General features: G+C 62.9%; 20 protein-coding genes and 1 tRNA gene. 12 read left to right on the top strand and 9 right to left on the bottom strand.

The genetic code is table 11. The features are described 5' to 3' along the window. Positions 1-56: 56 nt before the first annotated feature. On the bottom strand, positions 57-326 hold the full coding sequence (locus tag ACSSVG_RS17290; RefSeq protein WP_492415733.1) for an FmdB family zinc ribbon protein: 270 nt from the start codon (positions 324-326) through the stop codon (positions 57-59). Positions 327-497: 171 nt separating this feature from the next. Next, entirely contained in the window at positions 498-1,112 is a 615-nt protein-coding gene (locus tag ACSSVG_RS17295) for a 5-formyltetrahydrofolate cyclo-ligase (protein ID WP_492415734.1), read from the bottom strand. Between the two features lie 98 nt (positions 1,113-1,210). Between ACSSVG_RS17295 and galU the strand changes: the two genes are divergently transcribed. From galU to ACSSVG_RS17350, 11 genes are all read left to right on the top strand, one after another. After that, entirely contained in the window at positions 1,211-2,146 is a 936-nt protein-coding gene (gene galU / locus ACSSVG_RS17300; protein WP_256491663.1) for a UTP--glucose-1-phosphate uridylyltransferase GalU, read from the top strand. Positions 2,147-2,152: 6 nt separating this feature from the next. Then, positions 2,153-2,764: a GNAT family N-acetyltransferase gene (locus ACSSVG_RS17305; RefSeq protein WP_231339556.1), complete on the top strand. Its 612-nt coding sequence runs from the start codon at positions 2,153-2,155 to the stop codon at positions 2,762-2,764. Between the two features lie 145 nt (positions 2,765-2,909). Then, a complete protein-coding gene (locus ACSSVG_RS17310; protein WP_492419239.1) occupies positions 2,910-3,794 on the top strand; it encodes a hypothetical protein in 885 nt (294 codons plus the stop codon). 88 nt (positions 3,795-3,882) lie between these two features. Then, entirely contained in the window at positions 3,883-4,263 is a 381-nt protein-coding gene (locus ACSSVG_RS17315; protein ID WP_492415735.1) for a hypothetical protein, read from the top strand. Between the two features lie 36 nt (positions 4,264-4,299). Then, a tRNA-Ala gene (locus ACSSVG_RS17320) sits at positions 4,300-4,372 on the top strand. A gap of 302 nt (positions 4,373-4,674) precedes the next feature. Beyond that, positions 4,675-5,217, top strand: a complete 543-nt coding sequence (locus ACSSVG_RS17325) for a PadR family transcriptional regulator (protein ID WP_492415736.1) — start codon at positions 4,675-4,677, stop codon at positions 5,215-5,217. A gap of 4 nt (positions 5,218-5,221) precedes the next feature. Continuing rightward, on the top strand, positions 5,222-6,934 hold the full coding sequence (locus ACSSVG_RS17330; protein ID WP_492415737.1) for an ABC1 kinase family protein: 1,713 nt from the start codon (positions 5,222-5,224) through the stop codon (positions 6,932-6,934). Positions 6,935-6,975: 41 nt separating this feature from the next. Continuing rightward, a complete protein-coding gene (locus ACSSVG_RS17335; protein WP_492415738.1) occupies positions 6,976-7,497 on the top strand; it encodes a universal stress protein in 522 nt (173 codons plus the stop codon). After that, positions 7,487-7,927, top strand: coding sequence for a fluoride efflux transporter FluC (locus tag ACSSVG_RS17340; RefSeq protein WP_231343345.1), 441 nt, complete (start codon positions 7,487-7,489; stop codon positions 7,925-7,927). Before ACSSVG_RS17335 ends, ACSSVG_RS17340 begins: the two co-directional genes overlap by 11 nt. Continuing rightward, positions 7,924-8,295, top strand: a complete 372-nt coding sequence (gene crcB, locus ACSSVG_RS17345; protein ID WP_231343346.1) for a fluoride efflux transporter CrcB — start codon at positions 7,924-7,926, stop codon at positions 8,293-8,295. Before ACSSVG_RS17340 ends, crcB begins: the two co-directional genes overlap by 4 nt. Positions 8,296-8,349: 54 nt before the next feature. Next, a complete protein-coding gene (locus tag ACSSVG_RS17350; RefSeq protein ID WP_024817501.1) occupies positions 8,350-8,880 on the top strand; it encodes a ferritin in 531 nt (176 codons plus the stop codon). Positions 8,881-8,921: 41 nt separating this feature from the next. On the opposite strand, the gene zapE is transcribed toward ACSSVG_RS17350, so the two are convergent. From zapE to ACSSVG_RS17370, 4 genes are read right to left on the bottom strand one after another with little or no spacing between them, the layout of a single operon-like run. After that, positions 8,922-10,073, bottom strand: a complete 1,152-nt coding sequence (zapE, locus tag ACSSVG_RS17355; RefSeq protein ID WP_492415739.1) for a cell division protein ZapE — start codon at positions 10,071-10,073, stop codon at positions 8,922-8,924. Next, entirely contained in the window at positions 10,070-11,065 is a 996-nt protein-coding gene (gene corA / locus ACSSVG_RS17360) for a magnesium/cobalt transporter CorA (protein WP_231342607.1), read from the bottom strand. Before corA ends, zapE begins: the two co-directional genes overlap by 4 nt. Positions 11,066-11,075: 10 nt before the next feature. Then, entirely contained in the window at positions 11,076-11,501 is a 426-nt protein-coding gene (locus tag ACSSVG_RS17365) for a DUF1761 domain-containing protein (protein WP_231342608.1), read from the bottom strand. Positions 11,502-11,511: 10 nt separating this feature from the next. Beyond that, positions 11,512-12,054, bottom strand: coding sequence for an Lrp/AsnC family transcriptional regulator (locus ACSSVG_RS17370; RefSeq protein ID WP_231342611.1), 543 nt, complete (start codon positions 12,052-12,054; stop codon positions 11,512-11,514). 154 nt (positions 12,055-12,208) lie between these two features. Here ACSSVG_RS17370 and ACSSVG_RS17375 point away from each other — a divergent pair, with 154 nt between their 5' ends. Continuing rightward, positions 12,209-13,444, top strand: a complete 1,236-nt coding sequence (locus ACSSVG_RS17375; RefSeq protein WP_231342612.1) for an MFS transporter — start codon at positions 12,209-12,211, stop codon at positions 13,442-13,444. Positions 13,445-13,453: 9 nt separating this feature from the next. On the opposite strand, the gene ACSSVG_RS17380 is transcribed toward ACSSVG_RS17375, so the two are convergent. From ACSSVG_RS17380 to ACSSVG_RS17390, 3 genes are read right to left on the bottom strand one after another with little or no spacing between them, the layout of a single operon-like run. Beyond that, positions 13,454-13,960 (bottom strand): Lrp/AsnC family transcriptional regulator, encoded by a 507-nt coding sequence (locus ACSSVG_RS17380; RefSeq protein WP_011775479.1) that lies wholly within the window; start codon positions 13,958-13,960, stop codon positions 13,454-13,456. Between the two features lie 54 nt (positions 13,961-14,014). Beyond that, on the bottom strand, positions 14,015-14,656 hold the full coding sequence (locus ACSSVG_RS17385) for a TMEM175 family protein (RefSeq protein ID WP_492415740.1): 642 nt from the start codon (positions 14,654-14,656) through the stop codon (positions 14,015-14,017). 43 nt (positions 14,657-14,699) lie between these two features. Next, positions 14,700-15,917 (bottom strand): MFS transporter, encoded by a 1,218-nt coding sequence (locus tag ACSSVG_RS17390; RefSeq protein ID WP_492415741.1) that lies wholly within the window; start codon positions 15,915-15,917, stop codon positions 14,700-14,702. Positions 15,918-15,990: the final 73 nt, after the last annotated feature.

Here is a 15,990-nt window from a genome sequence, read left to right on the forward strand (position 1 = left end):
CAGCTGCCAGCGCCGCGAAACAGCCCTCTGGTGCGCTATGTGGAAAAGGTGGAGACCTAGCTGGCTGCGGCCGCTGCCGGTGCTGCAGCGGGGGCCGGCGACGCCGCGGCAGGGGCCGGTGCTGCGGCCGAAACGGTGCTGCCCTTGGCGTCGCGGGAATCAGTCCGATAGAAGCCTGAACCCTTGAAGACTACGCCGACGCTGTTGAACTTCTTGCGAAGGGCGCCCTTGCACTCGGGGCACTCCGTCAGGGAGCTGTCAGAGAAGGACTGGACGATGTCAAAGGCATGGTCACAGTCTTTGCAGGCGTATGCGTATGTGGGCACTGAATTCCTCCTTCAGGACAAAGTTCAGGTCCTGTGCAGCGGCGGCGGAATAACTCTCCGCATTAGCAGTCGCAGGGCCTGAGTGCCAATTCTATCATCCGTCTCCTTGGCGTGCGCCAGCGGATGTGTTGGATATCTCCAAGTGCCGGAGTCAACAAGGAGGTGCGGCAGTCAGGCCATACCCGCCGTGCCTTCGAGACGGACGACGCCGGATGGCGTCAGGATCTCCCGCACGGGGCGGTCAAAAGCTTCGGCGGGGATCGAACCTGTTGGCAACAGGTCGTCGTCGTACACCACAGCAATGGTGGGCGGCCGCCGGCCGGAAGCGTCGAGGCCATGGAGGAGTCGATCGTAGTAGCCGCCCCCCTGGCCGATCCGGTTGCCATCCATGTCCACCGCAGTGGCAGGCATGAAGATACCCGCACTTCCGGCGACAACCTGGCTTTCCAGTCGTTCGCCTTCGGGCTCGTCGATGGGGGCGTAGGCGGAGCGGACAAACGCCGTCGAGGGCGTCCAATACACCCAGCTCAACTGCCGTCCGGGCTCGCAGACGGGAAGCAGAACGCGGTGGCCGGCCCCGTGCAGCGCCTCGATAAGCGGCATGGTGGGCGGCTCGAAGGCAACCCCCAAGTAGACGGCAAACGTGGAGACGGTGGCAGGGGAGGCAGCTGCCGCCCACGCCGATCCATGATGTGCGATCCCCTCGCCGGCCGCCGCGATCTGTTCCGGAGAGAGGGCTCGCCTGTGCAGGCGGCGGCTGCTGCGGATGTCTTCTTTCGATGCCATGCGTATCCGATCGTGAGGTGAGCCTGATGCCGGTCCAGCAACCAAGGCCGCCATGCGGCACACCGAAATGTGTTCCCGGCACGGCGAGGGTTTAGCCGATGATGTATTCCTTCCGTTACATTAGTCCGGTGACTCTCGATAACAATGCTGTCCGTAAGGCCGTCATCCCCGCAGCGGGTCTTGGCACCAGGTTCCTGCCTGCAACAAAGGCGATGCCGAAGGAAATGCTGCCTGTGGTTGACAAGCCAGCCATCCAGTACGTCGTCGAAGAAGCCGTCAAGGTTGGCCTGCACGACGTCCTGATGATCACGGGGCGCAGCAAGCGCGCCCTTGAGGATCATTTTGACCGCGTGCCGGCGTTGGAAGCGACCCTGGCTGAGAAGGGCGATACCGCCAAGCTTGAGGCCATCCAGTCCGCCACCAACCTCGGCGACATCCACTATGTCCGCCAAGGCGACCCGAACGGCCTGGGCCATGCCGTCCTTCGTGCAAAGCAGCACGTTGGCCACGAGCCTTTCGCCGTTCTCCTGGGCGATGACCTGATCGACGCCCGCGATAACCTGCTGAGCGACATGATCGCCGTCCAGCAGAAGACCGGCGGTTCCGTGGTTGCCCTGATCGAAGTGGAACCCTCCAAGATCAGCGCCTACGGTTGCGCCGACGTCGAAGAGATCGGCGAAGACGGCTACGTCCGCATCAAGCAGCTCGTGGAAAAGCCTTCTCCGGAAGAAGCGCCGTCCAACCTCGCCGTCATCGGCCGCTACGTGCTGCACCCGGCAGTGTTTGATGTTCTGGAGAAAACCGCTCCGGGCCGGGGCGGCGAAATCCAGCTGACCGATGCCCTTGAAGTCCTTGCCGCCGGCGAAGGTGAGGGCTACGGCGTATACGGCGTCGTTTTCCGCGGCCGCCGCTACGATACCGGTGACAAGCTCAGCTACCTCAAGGCATGCATTGAGCTGGCGTGCGAACGCGAAGACCTCGGCCCCGAACTGCGTGAGTGGTTGCCGACCTTTACTGCCTCGCTTCCCAAGTAACACCGGATGTACGGCTCTGCGATCTGGCCGGTGACGCTGGAGAGCGGAAACCTGCTTCTTCGCCCCATCCGTTACCGCGACAAGCGGGAGTGGTCTGAAGTCCGTTCGCGGAACAGCGAATGGCTCGCTCCATGGGAGGCGTCCAACCCCGCACCGGGTGGGCGCCTGCCCAGCTATCGGCAGATGGTGGGCTCGCTGAACGACCAAGCCCGCCACTCCACGGCCCTGCCCTTCCTCATCGTTGAGCGGACCCCCGGATTCCGGGAACCGCGAATCGTGGGGCAATTGACCGTTTCCTCCATTGTCTGGGGATCGGCCATGATGGCAACGCTGGGTTATTGGGTTGACAAGGAGCGTGCCGGGCTTGGTATCGCTCCGACGGCGGTCGCCATGGCAACTGATCACTGTTTCAGGGTGTTGGGCCTCCATCGCATGGAGATCAATATCAGGCCTGAAAACGCACCCAGCCTGCGGGTGGTCGAAAAGCTCGGATTCCGCGATGAGGGCTATCGCGAACGCTACTTGCATATCAACGGCGAATGGGCTGACCACCGCTCCTTCGCGCTGACCTCCGAGGAAGTTCCGGAGGGTCTGTTACGTCGGTGGCTCAGGGGATAAACGGGCAGGTCATAGGCCTTTTTGGCCGTATATCCAGTCATTTGCGGACTCGCCGACGACACACCGGCCGCAATGCCGCCGCGCCCGGCGATTTGCTTCTACGGTTTTGAATGTGGACTTCCCTCTCAGCAGCTCAGTGATACTCGTGGTCACTGTTGCCCTGTGGATGGTCTGGGTGGCGCCCTACGTTTTGCGGAACAGACGCCAACAAGTCCAAACAGCCACTGTCCCGGCAGGGGCGATCGACGACGAACCAGACGAAACGCAGGCAGGGGTGGTACTGACTTTGGCACCTCAGCAGGAGAAACCGATGGAGACCATGCACAGCAAAGCACAGGCGTCGCCCCAGGAATCCCGTGCGGCTGAGTCGTTCCCTGGAAAAGCCCCCACCACTCCCTTCACCATCCGCTACGCCCGGCTCACGCTGGCATTGGCGGGCCTTGCCCTGCTGGTGACGTCAGTGGTGTCCGGCGTTCTCCTCGCCTTTGGCGCCGCATCCGTCTGGTTGCCGTTGGTTTCCTTCATTGGGGCTGTGCTCGCCGTCGTGACCCTGCGGAAGCTCGCCCTCCGGGATCTTCGCGAACGCCGGGCGCGCCGTGCTGCGCAAGCTGCGCCCATTCCGACGCCGGCGCGCTACTTGCCGAAGGAACCGGCAGTGGAAGCGAAGGAAACCACCGTTTTCGACGCCGAAGCCACCAATCGTGAAGCTGCGCGCCTGTCCGCCGTTGAGCTTCGCCAGGCCGCGTTGGCCGTTGCAGTCGCCGCGGGAGACGAATCCGCCCATACGGCCGGGGACTCCAAGGGCTCCAGCTGGGAGCCGGTCGCAGTTCCCAAGCCCACGTACGTCGAGGCCGCCAAGGTTCCAAGGCCGGCTCCCGAGCCCCTGGACCTCCCTGAGGCTCCCAAGCCTGTGGGCAAGCCCGTTCTGAAGCAGGGCGCTGAGCAAGCGGAGGCAGCGGCCACTGTTTCTGCCAAGGGGCAGAGCGCGCTCAGCAACCTGGACGACGTTCTGCAGCGCCGTCGCGCCTAGAACCTCCATGAACAGCATCTGCGTCGCGGGTAGCATCGGGTAGGTCGGTCGGGACGTCGTCCGGCTCGCGCTGTCTGCGGGGCCTACGGTGACGGCCTTTTCCCGCCACGTACCGGCTGCCGGCTCGGCGAAGCGTCACGACGGCGCAACTTACTTTACGGGCGATGTCACCACAGGAGAGGGGCTGGCAGCCGCTTTGGTAGGTGCCGACGTCGTCATTGATTGTCTCGGAGCCCCGGGTAGTGAGCGGCACTGCATACGAACTGTGGGCGGTCCGGAGGTCCTCACCATGCGTCAGATGGCGGAGTCGTGGAAGACGGTCACAGGGAGGCGAGGCAAGATCGTGGAGCTGCCCCTGGCCGGGGCCATGGGGTCGTTCCTTCGTGCCGGCAACAACCTGATCCCCGGGCGGAAGGATGGCGCGGAGACGTTCGTGTCGTGGTTGGAAAAGCACGACGAAACTTTGTAGCCTAGGGACACTGGCCAGGCCGTACAGCTTGGCCCAGGGGCTATAGCTCAGTTGGTAGAGCGCTTCGTTCGCATCGAAGAGGTCAGGAGTTCGAATCTCCTTAGCTCCACATTTGGCATCAGGGTTCCCAGCCCCGCAAGTAGTCGCCCCTTCCAGCGCCAGGAAAAGACGAGTACCAACTACTCGTGTGCCTAGGTGGCCGGTTCGCCTTTACTGAAGCCAGCGGATCCCACGCGTCGGCCAATGACCCCCCTCGTTTGCCGAAGCTGCCCGAAGGTTCCGCGGCCGGGGCCGGACGGCATCACCCAGAAGTGCTGTCCGGTCCTGCGCTATGAGGCTTCCACGGCGCTGCGCTCGGGTATATCGTTAACTATCGTTTAGTATCGTTCGCGATTGACTGAGGTGAGCTTGATGCACAATTCATTCCCTGCAAACGGATTCATGGGCAACAACCTGGACGGCATGTGGCAGGCCGTTGAGGAGTTTCGCTCCCGGTTCGAAAAGCGCTCCGGAACCCGTGCCGGCCGGGGCGAGCTACGGACGGCTATCCTCGCCCTGCTTGCCGAGCGCCCCATGCACGGCTACCAGATCATCCATGAAATCGAAGAGCGCAGTGGGGGCAGCTGGAAGCCGAGCGCCGGTTCCGTCTATCCCACCCTGCAATTGCTGGCAGACGAGGGTTTCGTCAGTGCGGAAGAATCCAGCGGACGCAAAATCTACTCCCTGACTGAAGCCGGCCGGGAGGATGTTGCCGGTTCTGAAACGTCTGCACCGTGGGACTCCTTGGGCACGTCGTCGAGCCCGGGATTCGCAGCCCTGCCCAAGGCCGGCGTGGAACTGGCTCAGGCCGCCGCGCAGGTTGGCCGCACCGGAACGCCCAAGCAAGTGCAGGAGGCTGTGACGGTGCTCGAGGAGGCGCGCCGCCGCCTGTACTCGATCCTCGCCCAGGACTGAAGGGGTGACGTCGGTTCGACGCGATCGGGCAGATCCCACGCCGGGAAGCGGGGATCCCCGCGCCCGCTACCGCCGAATCCTGCGATTCGCCGCATGGCATCTGGCGGTGACGTGGTGGTTTGAGCTGTTCTTGCCCAAGGTAGGCCTTCGTCGGCTGACGGAACGCAACCGAGCCAACAGAATGCGGCAGTTTGCCCGGCGGTTTCACGGCCTTGCGGTGGAGCTCGGCGGACTGATGATCAAGGTGGGCCAGTTCATGTCGTCCCGGCTGGACGTGCTCCCACCGGAGATCACCGCGGAGCTGGAGGGGCTTCAGGACGAAGTGCCGCCCGTTCCCTTTCCTGCCATCCGGACGCTGGCCGAAGCCGAACTCGGTGCCCCCTTGGAGGCGGTGTTCGCCTCAGTCGAGCAGACGCCCATTGCGGCAGCATCTCTCGGGCAAGCACACCGGGCAAAACTCCTGGCCGGCAATGCCGAGGATACCGGGCTCAGCAGCGTGGTCTTCAAGGTGCAGCGGCCCGGCATCGCCGAAATCGTCGACGTCGACCTGGCCGCCTTGCGGAAAGTGGGAGGTTGGCTCAGCCGCATCCGCATCGTTTCCAGCCGCGCAGACGTGCCGGCCCTGATCAAGGAGTTCGCGCAGACCAGCTTGGAGGAAATCGATTACTTGAATGAGGCGGCCAACTCAGAGCGTTTTGCCGCTGACTTCGCCAACGACCCACGGGTAACTGTCCCAGCTGTGGTCTGGGAGCGAACCACCCGCCGTGTGCTCACACTCGAAGATGTCACGGCCATCAAGATCACGGACGCGGAGTCGCTTCGCCTGGCCGGCATAGACCCGGCCACTGTGGCTCCAGTCTTCGCCTCGGTGATGTTTGACCAGTTGTTCACCAACGGTTTCTTCCATGCCGATCCCCACCCCGGCAATATCTTCGTCACGCCGGCCAACGATCCGTCGAGTGAACATCCCTGGAAACTCACGTTCATTGACTTCGGCATGATGGGCGAAGTTCCCGTGAAGACGCGCAGCGGGCTGCGCAAGCTTCTGATCGCTGCTGCTTCACGGGACGGCAAAGGACTGGTGACCGCGATCAGCGACGTGGGGGTGCTGATGCAGTCGGCCGACACAGCTGAGCTTGAGCGGGCCATGACACAGCTCTTCGCGCGCTTCGGCGGGATGGGTTTCGCGGAGCTTCGCGACGTTGATCCGCGGGAGTTCCGCGAATTCGGGGCTGAGTTCGGCAGCGTGATTCGCTCCCTGCCCTTCCAGTTGCCGGAGAATTTCCTGCTCATCATCAGGGCCATGTCCTTGACCTCGGGTGTGTGCAGCTCACTGGATGCCCGCTTCAATCTGTGGGACTCCGTGGAGCCGTACGCGGCGCAACTGCTGCGCGACGAGCGTGGAAACCTCATCAACGACGTCGCATCCCAGGCGTTCGATGCCGCTGCCATAGCCCTGCGCCTGCCAAAACGGCTGGATGGATTGGTCTCTCAACTGGAGGACGGTTCCCTGCAGGTATCAAATCGCAGGCTCGAACGGCAGATGGCCCGGCTCATCCTGTTGGTCCGGCGAGCAGTCGGCGCAGTGATCTTCGGAGCGGTGCTTATCTCAGGGGCCGTGGTCCGTGCCGATGACATGGTGCTCGGCAATGTGCTGATGATCGTTTCCGTGGTGCCGCTGCTGTTCGCCTTGTGGTCGGGAAGCCGTCGCGTGTGAGAACAAGCTTGCGCCACCTGCCCGCGTCGTAGACTTGCCCTGTGACAGAGACCCCCGCTCCGCGTTCTGAGGCCTCCAACGGCATGTCCGGCCCCATCCTGGTAGGTGTCATGCCGGGGCAGCACCCCGTGGTTCTTGCGCAAGCAGTCCAGGTGGCCGCCAGTGCCGGGCTGCCACTGGTGTGCGCGTATGCCGACGTTACGGTGTACCCCGTGGACGGCAGTACAGGAGGTCCCGCGGCGCCGATCGATCCGGACGGCGTTGACGACGATTCTTACGAAATCCCCGAATCGCTGAGACAGGCCATCGCCGCGCAACTGGACGGCACCGGCGTCGAATGGTCGATGGTCCCATTGGCAGGGGAACCGGCCCGTGCCTTGGCCCGGGAAGCCGAAGCTGAAGGCGCATCAATGATCGTGGTGGGCACGCGGGAGCACAAACTGACAGCCGCCCTGAAGGAACTGACGGCCGGTTCCGTCGCCCGCCACCTGTCCCATTGCCAAGGACTGCCGGTACTCGTTGTTCCCGTCAATCCCCGGGTCCACACCGACGATGACGACTGAGGACAAACGCCCCGTCCACCTTCACTGGGGATTTATCGGTATTGTTGCGGCCGGTGGTGTGCTGGGCGCTCTGGCACGGTATGGTCTGGGACTTGCCATCCCGGCGCCAGGTGCATGGCCACTTCCCACCTTGGTCATCAATCTTTCCGGCGCCTTGGCGCTGGGCGCTTTGCTTGAGGGCCTCTCCCGCAGGGGTCCCGACGCCGGCAATCGCCGGGTCCTGCGGCTCGGGCTGGGTACGGGGTTCCTTGGCGCGTATACCACCTACAGCACGCTGGCATTGGATGCGGTGCACCTGTTCAGCGCTGGAGCGGCTCCTGCAGCTGCGGGTTATCTGGCAGCGAGCCTGGTGGGCGGCGCTGTTGCCACCCTTGCGGGTATCTGGCTGGGGGCCCGCCATCACCAGCGCGCAACTGGACGCCAATCGTGACGGTCATCCTTCTTGCCTTGGCGGGCGGGGTAGGTGCCGCCGTGCGGTTTGTGGTGGACGGGCTTATCCGGGCACGCCTCAAGACCGCTTTTCCCTGGGGGACCGTTGCCATCAACATTTCGGGCTCCCTGCTGCTGGGCCTACTGGCAGGGTTCGTGATGCGTGGCCAAGCGCCGGAATCCCTCCTGCTGGTGTTCGGTACCGGATTCCTGGGCGGCTACACCACCTTCAGCACCGCAAGCCTGGAGACTATCCGGCTTGTTCAAAGTGGTCGCACGGCCCTGGCCATCATCAATGGGTTGGGCACAATGGCGCTTAGCGTCCTTGCCGCTGCGGCTGGAGTAAGTATCAGCCTGCTGGTGCCTTGAGCAGTGGTGAACCTCACCCTCAAAAGTGTCATGGCCCGCCTGTAGGATCGAGCCATGGCTAAGAAGACATTCAATGAGTTGTTGTCCGCCCAGGTCGCCAATGAGTTTGCGGCCTCCCAGCAATACATCGCAGTAGCTGTGTACTTTGACGGCGAGGACTTGCCGCAGTTGGCCCGGCACTTCTACCGTCAATCCCTTGAGGAGCGGAACCACGCCATGATGATGGTTCAGTACATGCTGGACCGTAACGTGCACGTGGAGATCCCCGGTATTGCCCCGGTTCGCAACAACTTCACCAACGCCAAGGAACCCATCGCGCTGGCCTTGGAACAGGAAAAGGAAGTCACCAGGAACATCGAGGAGATGTTCCGTGTTGCCCGCGCCGAGGGGGATGCCCTGGGCGAGCAGTTCATGCTCTGGTTCCTGAAGGAACAGGTGGAAGAGGTCGCCTCCATGACCACGCTGCTGAACATCACCGAGCGTGCCGAGAACCTCTTCGACATCGAGAACTATGTCGCCCGGGAGACTGTAGGCGATGGCGGAAACGATGCCAGTGCCCCGTCTGCGGCCGGCGGCGTTATCTAGCCATCCACCCAGCCCACGTTTTCAAGGAGGCCGCCGGAAGCTCAGCTTCCGGGGGCTTCTTCCATTGACACAGCATCGTCCGGGTCTGAACGTCCCAGAAGGGACAAACGGCTGGCAATACGCGCCAAGTCAACGGGCAGGACACTGCCCGGGACATCGATATCCCAGTTCAAAGGCCCCGCCCCGACCAGAAACAGCGTGATGTCCTGGTCGTGGAGCACATCCACCACATTGCTGAACCGCTGCCATGCCGGTGCGGATGCCGAATCACCATCTTCCGGCGAAGGAACGTCGTCAATGACCCACGTCCTATAGGTATCGGCCAAAACCAGGAAGTCCGATGTTGACGTCAGCCCGCCGCAAAGCTCCTCAAAACCGACCCAGAGCAAGTCGGCGTCTGAGTTTTTGACAAGCAATGGCTGCGTGGTGGGGCTGACGATCCGGCTCTGTGAGGGCTGGGGCCGGAAGAGGCCAAGGCGCCCCAACTGCGTTGGTGTGCCGGGGGAGATGATGCGTCCGGCGCGAAAAGCCTCAAATCCTGTGGCCGGACCGGTTCCGGGAGTAGGAAAGCGGCGGAAATCCGAGGCACCATTGATCTCCACGACGTCCATCATCTCCTTGATGGCTTCAATGGTGGGTACGAAGTGGTCATGCCAGAGGGGATTGGGCAGGAGGTCGTCCGGGGCGTAGTTCGAGGTCACCACCAAGGGGATCCGGCGCTGGGCTGCGGACCGTAACAACCGGGCAATGAACATGCCATCGCCGACGTCATGGACGTGGAACTCATCGAAAAAGAGCACATCGATGTCATCCAGCAGGGAGTCCACCGACTGCTGGATGGCCGTTCCGTTGCCGGGCTCGAAGCCGTGTGTCCCGGAGTGGAGCTTGCGGAAGAAGTCGTGGAAATGGACACGCCTCTTCCGTGCCTCCAGCCGTCCGTAGAAGCTATCCATCAGCCAGGTCTTTCCGCGGCCCACCGGCCCGTGGAGGTAGAGGCTTCGCGGCGTCCTCCTTGAGAGCGCACGACGCCGGCCGGTCACTTGGGCGGCGAAAGCCGCCAAGCGCTCAGCTGCTTTCCGCTGGCTGGGCTCAAGTTCGAAACCCGACCGCCCGGCGTCGTGCTCCATGCCGGCCACCAAAGTCCCGGCAATGTCCCGCGCCGTACGCGGGGCAGGCCTCAAGAGAGGCGTCACAGCCACCCTTTGCGTTTGAAGATGGCGTACATCAGCAGTGCGGCGCCGACCATGAGTCCCACCGCCAAGGGATAGCCGAAGTCCCAATGCAGCTCGGGCATATGGTCGAAGTTCATGCCGTACACGCCTGCCACAAACGACGGCGCAAAGAGGATGGCAGCCCAGGAGGAGATCTTCTTGACCTGTTCGTTCTGCGCAGCACTGGCCTCGTTCTGCCGGTTCGCGGTCAGCGTGCCATCCAAAGTGAGGGCGTTCTGCAACAGATCCCTGAACGAGTTCACCCGTGAGATGACGCGCTGAACGTGATCCTCGACGTCGCGAAGGGAACGCTGCAACTCGATATCCACGCCATACTTTTCGAAGCCCTTTTCCAGCAGCGCCATCATGTCCGGAAGCGGCTGGATGGCCCGCTGGAACTGGATCACTTCACGGGCGAGCTCGTAGATCCGACGCGACACGGTGCTGTCGCCGCTGAAGAGTTGGTCTTCGATTTCGTCGATGTCGTTCTCAAGGCCCGCCACCACTGGCGCATAGTCGTCCACTACCTGGTCCAGGAGGGCGTAGAGCACGGCTTCAGGTCCATGGCAGAGCAGATCCGGACGCGTCTCCAGCCGGTGGCGGACCCGGGCGACTCCACCGGTTTCAGCGTGCCGGATGGTCACCACAAAATTTGGTCCGGTGAAGACGTGCAACTCGCCGAACTCCACAGTCTCGGTTTCATCGAGGTATCTGGCTGGGCGGAGAACAGTGAACAGGTTGTGGTCGTACCGTTCGAGCTTGGGCCGCTGGTGTGCAGAAACAGCGTCCTCAACGGCAAGCTCGTGGAGGTCGAATTCCTGGGCGACGGCGGCCATCTCGTCCTTCGTGGGCCGATACAGGCCGATCCAGGCCATGCCACCATGTTCGGCCAGTGTTTCGAACGTTTGCTCGAGGCTGTGCGGGGTGGCGGTGCGGACGCCGTCTACATATACGGCGTTATCGATGATGGTCACTGGGTGAACGCTACTGCATGGCTCCGATGATGGCGCCCGCAACGGTCATGGCCACGAGGTCGTGGCCGGAATCGATCACTGTCACAGCGGCGGGGCGCCCGGCGAAGCCGTTGTGAATGACATGGCCGCCGGCGCGGAATACCAAGGCCGCGATCAGCGCGAAGAAACCGCCGGCCCAGAAAGTGTTGAGCTCCAGCGCGCTGATGAGGACAGCCAGGAGAATGCTGGTCAGGGCCGCGGCCACCATCATGGGAACCCAGATGCCGGCGCCACCTTCGATGTTTTTGAGGTCGTCTTCGGTCTTGCCGATCGCCTGCATCCACCTGCGTCCAAGGACGGCCGGCATGTACCAGACGAAGCCGATGACCATGCTTGAAACGAAAGCCAGAAGTACAGCGAACCAGTTGATCTGGGAGATGTGTGAGAGCCAATCCATGCCTGAAATCCTAGTCCGTTCGGGCCTGCGGGCCGGTGCTCTGGCTCTCCTGCCTGGGGCGTGTTGGGGCTGCGGACATCCTTTCGATGAGCGGCTCAGTGCGGTACGGGATATGCGTATGCAGGGCCAGGACTGTTTCTGTCCGGATGACACCCTTGGTGCGCAGGACCGAGCGTAACGCCGACTGCAGGTTGTGCGTGTCCGTTGCCACCACCCGGCACCACAGATCGCCGCGCCCTGATATCTCGTGGACCTCCAGCACTTGGGGGATCAGGCGTAAGGCGCCAATGACGCCGTCGAGTTCCCGGTGGGTGACTTCAATCGTGACGAAGGCAACGACGTCGTACCCCACCTTTTCGAGGTCCACTTCACGGCCGGCCGCCTGCAGCACTCCGGTCCGAAGAAGGCGCTTCACGCGGCTCTGGGCGGTATTGCGGGCTATGCCCAGGGCGTCGCTCAACTCAGCGATCTGGATGCGGGGTTCCCTAATGAGTTCCAGCAGGATCTTCAGGTCCATGGGGTCGAGGGTGTTCAAATGGTCACTCCAGCTCATTTGTCGCTTACTACTTTGAGTATTTTGCTCAATCCTTGCACTTTTGCAGCTCTTTGAGCTCAGCACTATTGCATTCTATTGCCATCACTACTTAGCCGGACTGCGCTTCCCACAAGGAAAACCGAAACCGGCGACCGAGCCCGAAGGCATGGAAATGACTGTCTTGAGCGAACTCCGCATGCGTCCGGCCACCGCCGAACGCTGGGGATGGGATGCCTCCACCACTGCCCGGCTGGTCCTGACGGGGGTTGTGATCTTTACGCTCCTGGTTGGCGCCAACCTGGCCACACCCTTGTACCCCCTGCTCCAGGCCAGGCTTGGCCTGTCCTCGCTTGACGTGACGGTGGCCTTCTCAAGCTACGTCCTTGCCTTGGTAGGCGTCCTCATGGTGGCGGGCCACTGGTCGGACCACATCGGACGCCGTGCGGCGCTGGTGCTGGCTGTCTTGGTTGGCTTGGTGGGCGGAGTGATTTTCGCCAACGCGGACACCTTGGTGTCATTGTCCTTGGGCCGGGCTTTCCAAGGAGCAGCAGTTGGACTTGCGACAGGAGCCAGCGCCGCAGCCCTGCGTGAATTGCTGCCCCAGCGGCCCGACTGGGCCTCCCGCTTTACCCTTCTGTCCTCTGCCGGAGGCGTGGCCGCCGGTCCCGCAATCGGCGGCCTCTTATCACTCCTGCCGGACTCGACGCGAACTCCCTACTACGTTCACTCGGCAGTGTTGCTTGCAGCGCTGGTTCCCTTGTGGCTTTTGAAGGCGCGGCCAGCCATTGCACCCGCGGGAGGACCGAAGCCCCTGAAAGTCCTCGCTCCGCGGAGGCCGTCCATCTCGCGTGACGCCCGCGGAGCATTCTGGATGGCAGCGGCCACGGGATTCCTCAGCTTCGCCGTCTTCGGCTTCTGCCTTTCCTTGGCGCCGGGCTACTTCGCCAGCGTGGTGCAGGCTGATTCGAGGCCCCTCATTGGCTTGCTTGCAGGGGTCACTTTGGGTGCTTCCGCGCTGAGCCAGCTGCTGGGTACGCGCGGACGCTTTGTTGTTCCCCTGGCCTTGGTGGTTCTGGGCTCCTCCGTGGTTCTCATCGGAGCAGCGGCCGCATGGTCAAGCCCATGGCTGCTGGTGGCAGCCAGCATCACCGCAGGCGTGGGACAGGGCATTGCGTTCCGGCAGGTCTTCAATGAAGTTGCCGGCAAGGTTGAGGCTGCGCGCCACGCGCAGGTCATCAGCACCGTCTATGTCATCACTTACTTGGGAAGCGCCGTTCCGGTGATCGGGCTGGGACTGGCTGTCTCGGCGCTCGGTCTGCAGGCCGCCGTCGTGGGTTTCACGGTTCTGTGCGGCGTGGCGGCGATGGTCCTTGCGGCCGTCTCGTTTCGACGCGTAGTGCGTTCCTGATTCCCGGCCCTATTCGGGCAGCGGTCCACGGTTGCCGGGTATGTGCTGGAAAACCATGGTGGTTTCCGTGTGACCCACCACGGGGTCAGTGGCGAGGTTGTCGAGGAGCCAGTTTCGGAGGTCGTCAGTGTTGGCGACGGCGATATGGAGCAGGTAGTCCACGGAACCGGTGGTGTGGAAGGTGGAGATGACCGCCGGGAGTTTAGGGACGCGGGCAGTAAAGCGGTCGATTTGGTCGCGGTCGTGGGCCCGAAGGCGAACGGCGATGAGGGCCTGTACCGAACGGCCGATGGCCGGCAGGCTCAAGACGGCTTCAAAGCCTTCGATGATTCCCCGTTCGGAGAGCGCCCTGGTCCGCATCAGGGCCGTGGAAGGGGCGATACCGACCAGCTCCGCCAACTGCTTGTTGGAGATACGGGCGTCGTCCACCAACGCTGCGAGGATTCGTTCGTCGATCGCGTCCAGCGGCTCTGCGCTGCCGGTGCTTGACCGAACATTCTTCGTGGGGTTGCTCACGGATCCTCCTGAAATTGCCTTTCATCCATCCTAATCGGTGAATTCTTCAGGTGACTATCGTTTGGGGCGGGCCCGCCGGTCTCCCCGGTTGGCCAGGCGTTGGAGCGGCTCGCTGAGAAGCATCAGCAACAGGGGGAAGTTGCCGGCGGTCGGAACGGCCAAGGCCACAACAAGAGCCGCAAGGAATAGCCCGGACACTATGCCGCCTGCCCGGATCCCTGACGTCGTTTCAGCGGCATCCATGTCGTGCAGATCCGGGTGGGACCGCAGGTGGACGCGCGCCAGAAGGAGCATAAGGCTGGTAGCGAAAAGCGTTCCGATGTAGACAAGGGGCTGGGCCCAGTCGGATTGCAGTTGGGTGGACAGCGAGGTAGCGACGGGCATCAGCACGATCGTGAACATCCAAGCAACCGTCAACCACAACAGTCCGGAGTCGATGCGCCGGACTTTGTGGAACAGTCGGTGGTGGTGCACCCAGAACACGGCAATGAGGACAAAGCTCAGGACGAAGCCCAGTAAGGCGTACTGCTCCTCGGCCAACCATTGGGCCGTAGTGCCATCGTGGTCCGCCAACTCACCCACGCTATCCATCAGCGGAAGGATCAACAACGTCAAAGCAATCGCCACCACGGCATCCGTAAACGCCTGCAAACGCTCCGGTGACGACAGTTCGCGGGGTTTCGTGACCTGTGTCATGCCTCTGATTGTAGGGGCAGGACCGTTGATATCAGCCGGGGTGTTAGGGCCTCCGGTGCACTATCAAGGTGACGGCCGCCGTCGTGCATGAGAGGGCGATGACGCTCAAAGCCAACGCAGGCCAGCCAAACGCCTGGAAGGCCAAACCGCCGGCCCATCCAATAAGGCTCGAACCCAGGTAGTAGGACAGGTTGTACAGGGACGCTGCCTGTGCGCGGCCAGTAGTAGCGATTGCTCCGGTCCAGCCAGATCCCACGCTGTGGGCTGCAAAGAAGCCACCTGTGAAGATGACAAGCCCGGCCAGGGTGGCTGCCAGGTTCTCCACCAACGTCAACGCCAGGCCTGCCGACATGACGGCGATCCCGGCCACCAGGACGTTGCGCCTGCCAAATCTCGTGGTCAGCGCCGCAGCCCAGCGTGAGCTGACGGTTCCGGACAAGTAGGCAAGGAAGATGAGGCTGACAACCGTGGCGGGAAGTCCGAAGGGTTCGGCATGCAAGCGAAAGCCCAGGTAGTTGTACACGGCCACGAAGCCGCCCATGAGGAGGAAAGCCTGTAAGTACAACGACACCAGCTTGGGGTTGCTGGAGTGTCCCTTCAGGGTCCGGAGGGCGCCGCGGAATCCCAGTGCCGGGGCCGGGCTGAAGCGGCGTTGCTTGGGAATGAGGACCAGGAACAGGACTGCGGACACAGTGGCCAGCAGGGACACTGCCAGGGCCGCGGCCCGCCAGCCCCAGAGCTCGCCCACGGGTCCGGCCACAAGGCGTCCCGCCAGCCCTCCCAAGGTGGTGCCGGCAACGTAGGTTCCAGCCGCCAACGCGGTGTGTATTTTCGTGACTTCCTCGTTGAGGTAGGCGATGGCTATGGCAGGAATTCCACCCAGGGCCATGCCTTCCAAGGTTCGGAGGCCCAGCAGCAGCGGCACAGTGGGGGCCAGCGGAACCAACAGCCCCAGGAGCGTCGCGGCCGCGATGCCTATGGCCATGGCACGGACCCGCCCAATCCTGTCGGCCACGAAAGACCATGGCAGGACAGTGATGGCAAGGCCCACGGTGGCGAGGGAGATACTGAGGGCGGCTTCGGCTGCTGTGATGTTGAGGTCGCTGGCCATGAGGGGCAGGACAGCCTGGGTGGAATACAGCTGTGCAAAGGTGGCAACGCCGGCAAGCGCCAAAGCGGCGAGCACCCGGCTGTAGCCGCGCGACCCCTTGGCGTGCCCGTCCCATGTTTCTGCGCTGCCCAAGGCGATTGCTTTACTCACCCGGCAAGATTAGGCCTCGCCGGACACCACATTCCAATGCATGAGTCGTCTAGAATTGATGCAATAGAGCATG

The sequence above is a fragment of the Paenarthrobacter sp. E2MeOHC11 genome (assembly GCF_058744955.1).

What these genes read in the sequence shown, in the direction of transcription:
- ACSSVG_RS17325 (WP_492415736.1), top strand. Translation starts at nt 4,675, where the DNA reads ATGCACAATTCATTCCCTGCAAACGGATTCATGGGCAACAACCTGGAC.
- ACSSVG_RS17385 (WP_492415740.1), bottom strand. Translation starts at nt 14,656, where the DNA reads ATGACACAGGTCACGAAACCCCGCGAACTGTCGTCACCGGAGCGTTTG.
- ACSSVG_RS17295 (WP_492415734.1), bottom strand. Translation starts at nt 1,112, where the DNA reads ATGGCATCGAAAGAAGACATCCGCAGCAGCCGCCGCCTGCACAGGCGA.
- galU (WP_256491663.1), top strand. Translation starts at nt 1,211, where the DNA reads ATGATGTATTCCTTCCGTTACATTAGTCCGGTGACTCTCGATAACAAT.
- ACSSVG_RS17350 (WP_024817501.1), top strand. Translation starts at nt 8,350, where the DNA reads ATGGCTAAGAAGACATTCAATGAGTTGTTGTCCGCCCAGGTCGCCAAT.
- ACSSVG_RS17370 (WP_231342611.1), bottom strand. Translation starts at nt 12,054, where the DNA reads ATGAGCTGGAGTGACCATTTGAACACCCTCGACCCCATGGACCTGAAG.
- ACSSVG_RS17375 (WP_231342612.1), top strand. Translation starts at nt 12,209, where the DNA reads ATGACTGTCTTGAGCGAACTCCGCATGCGTCCGGCCACCGCCGAACGC.
- ACSSVG_RS17365 (WP_231342608.1), bottom strand. Translation starts at nt 11,501, where the DNA reads ATGGATTGGCTCTCACACATCTCCCAGATCAACTGGTTCGCTGTACTT.
- ACSSVG_RS17305 (WP_231339556.1), top strand. Translation starts at nt 2,153, where the DNA reads ATGTACGGCTCTGCGATCTGGCCGGTGACGCTGGAGAGCGGAAACCTG.
- ACSSVG_RS17340 (WP_231343345.1), top strand. Translation starts at nt 7,487, where the DNA reads ATGACGACTGAGGACAAACGCCCCGTCCACCTTCACTGGGGATTTATC.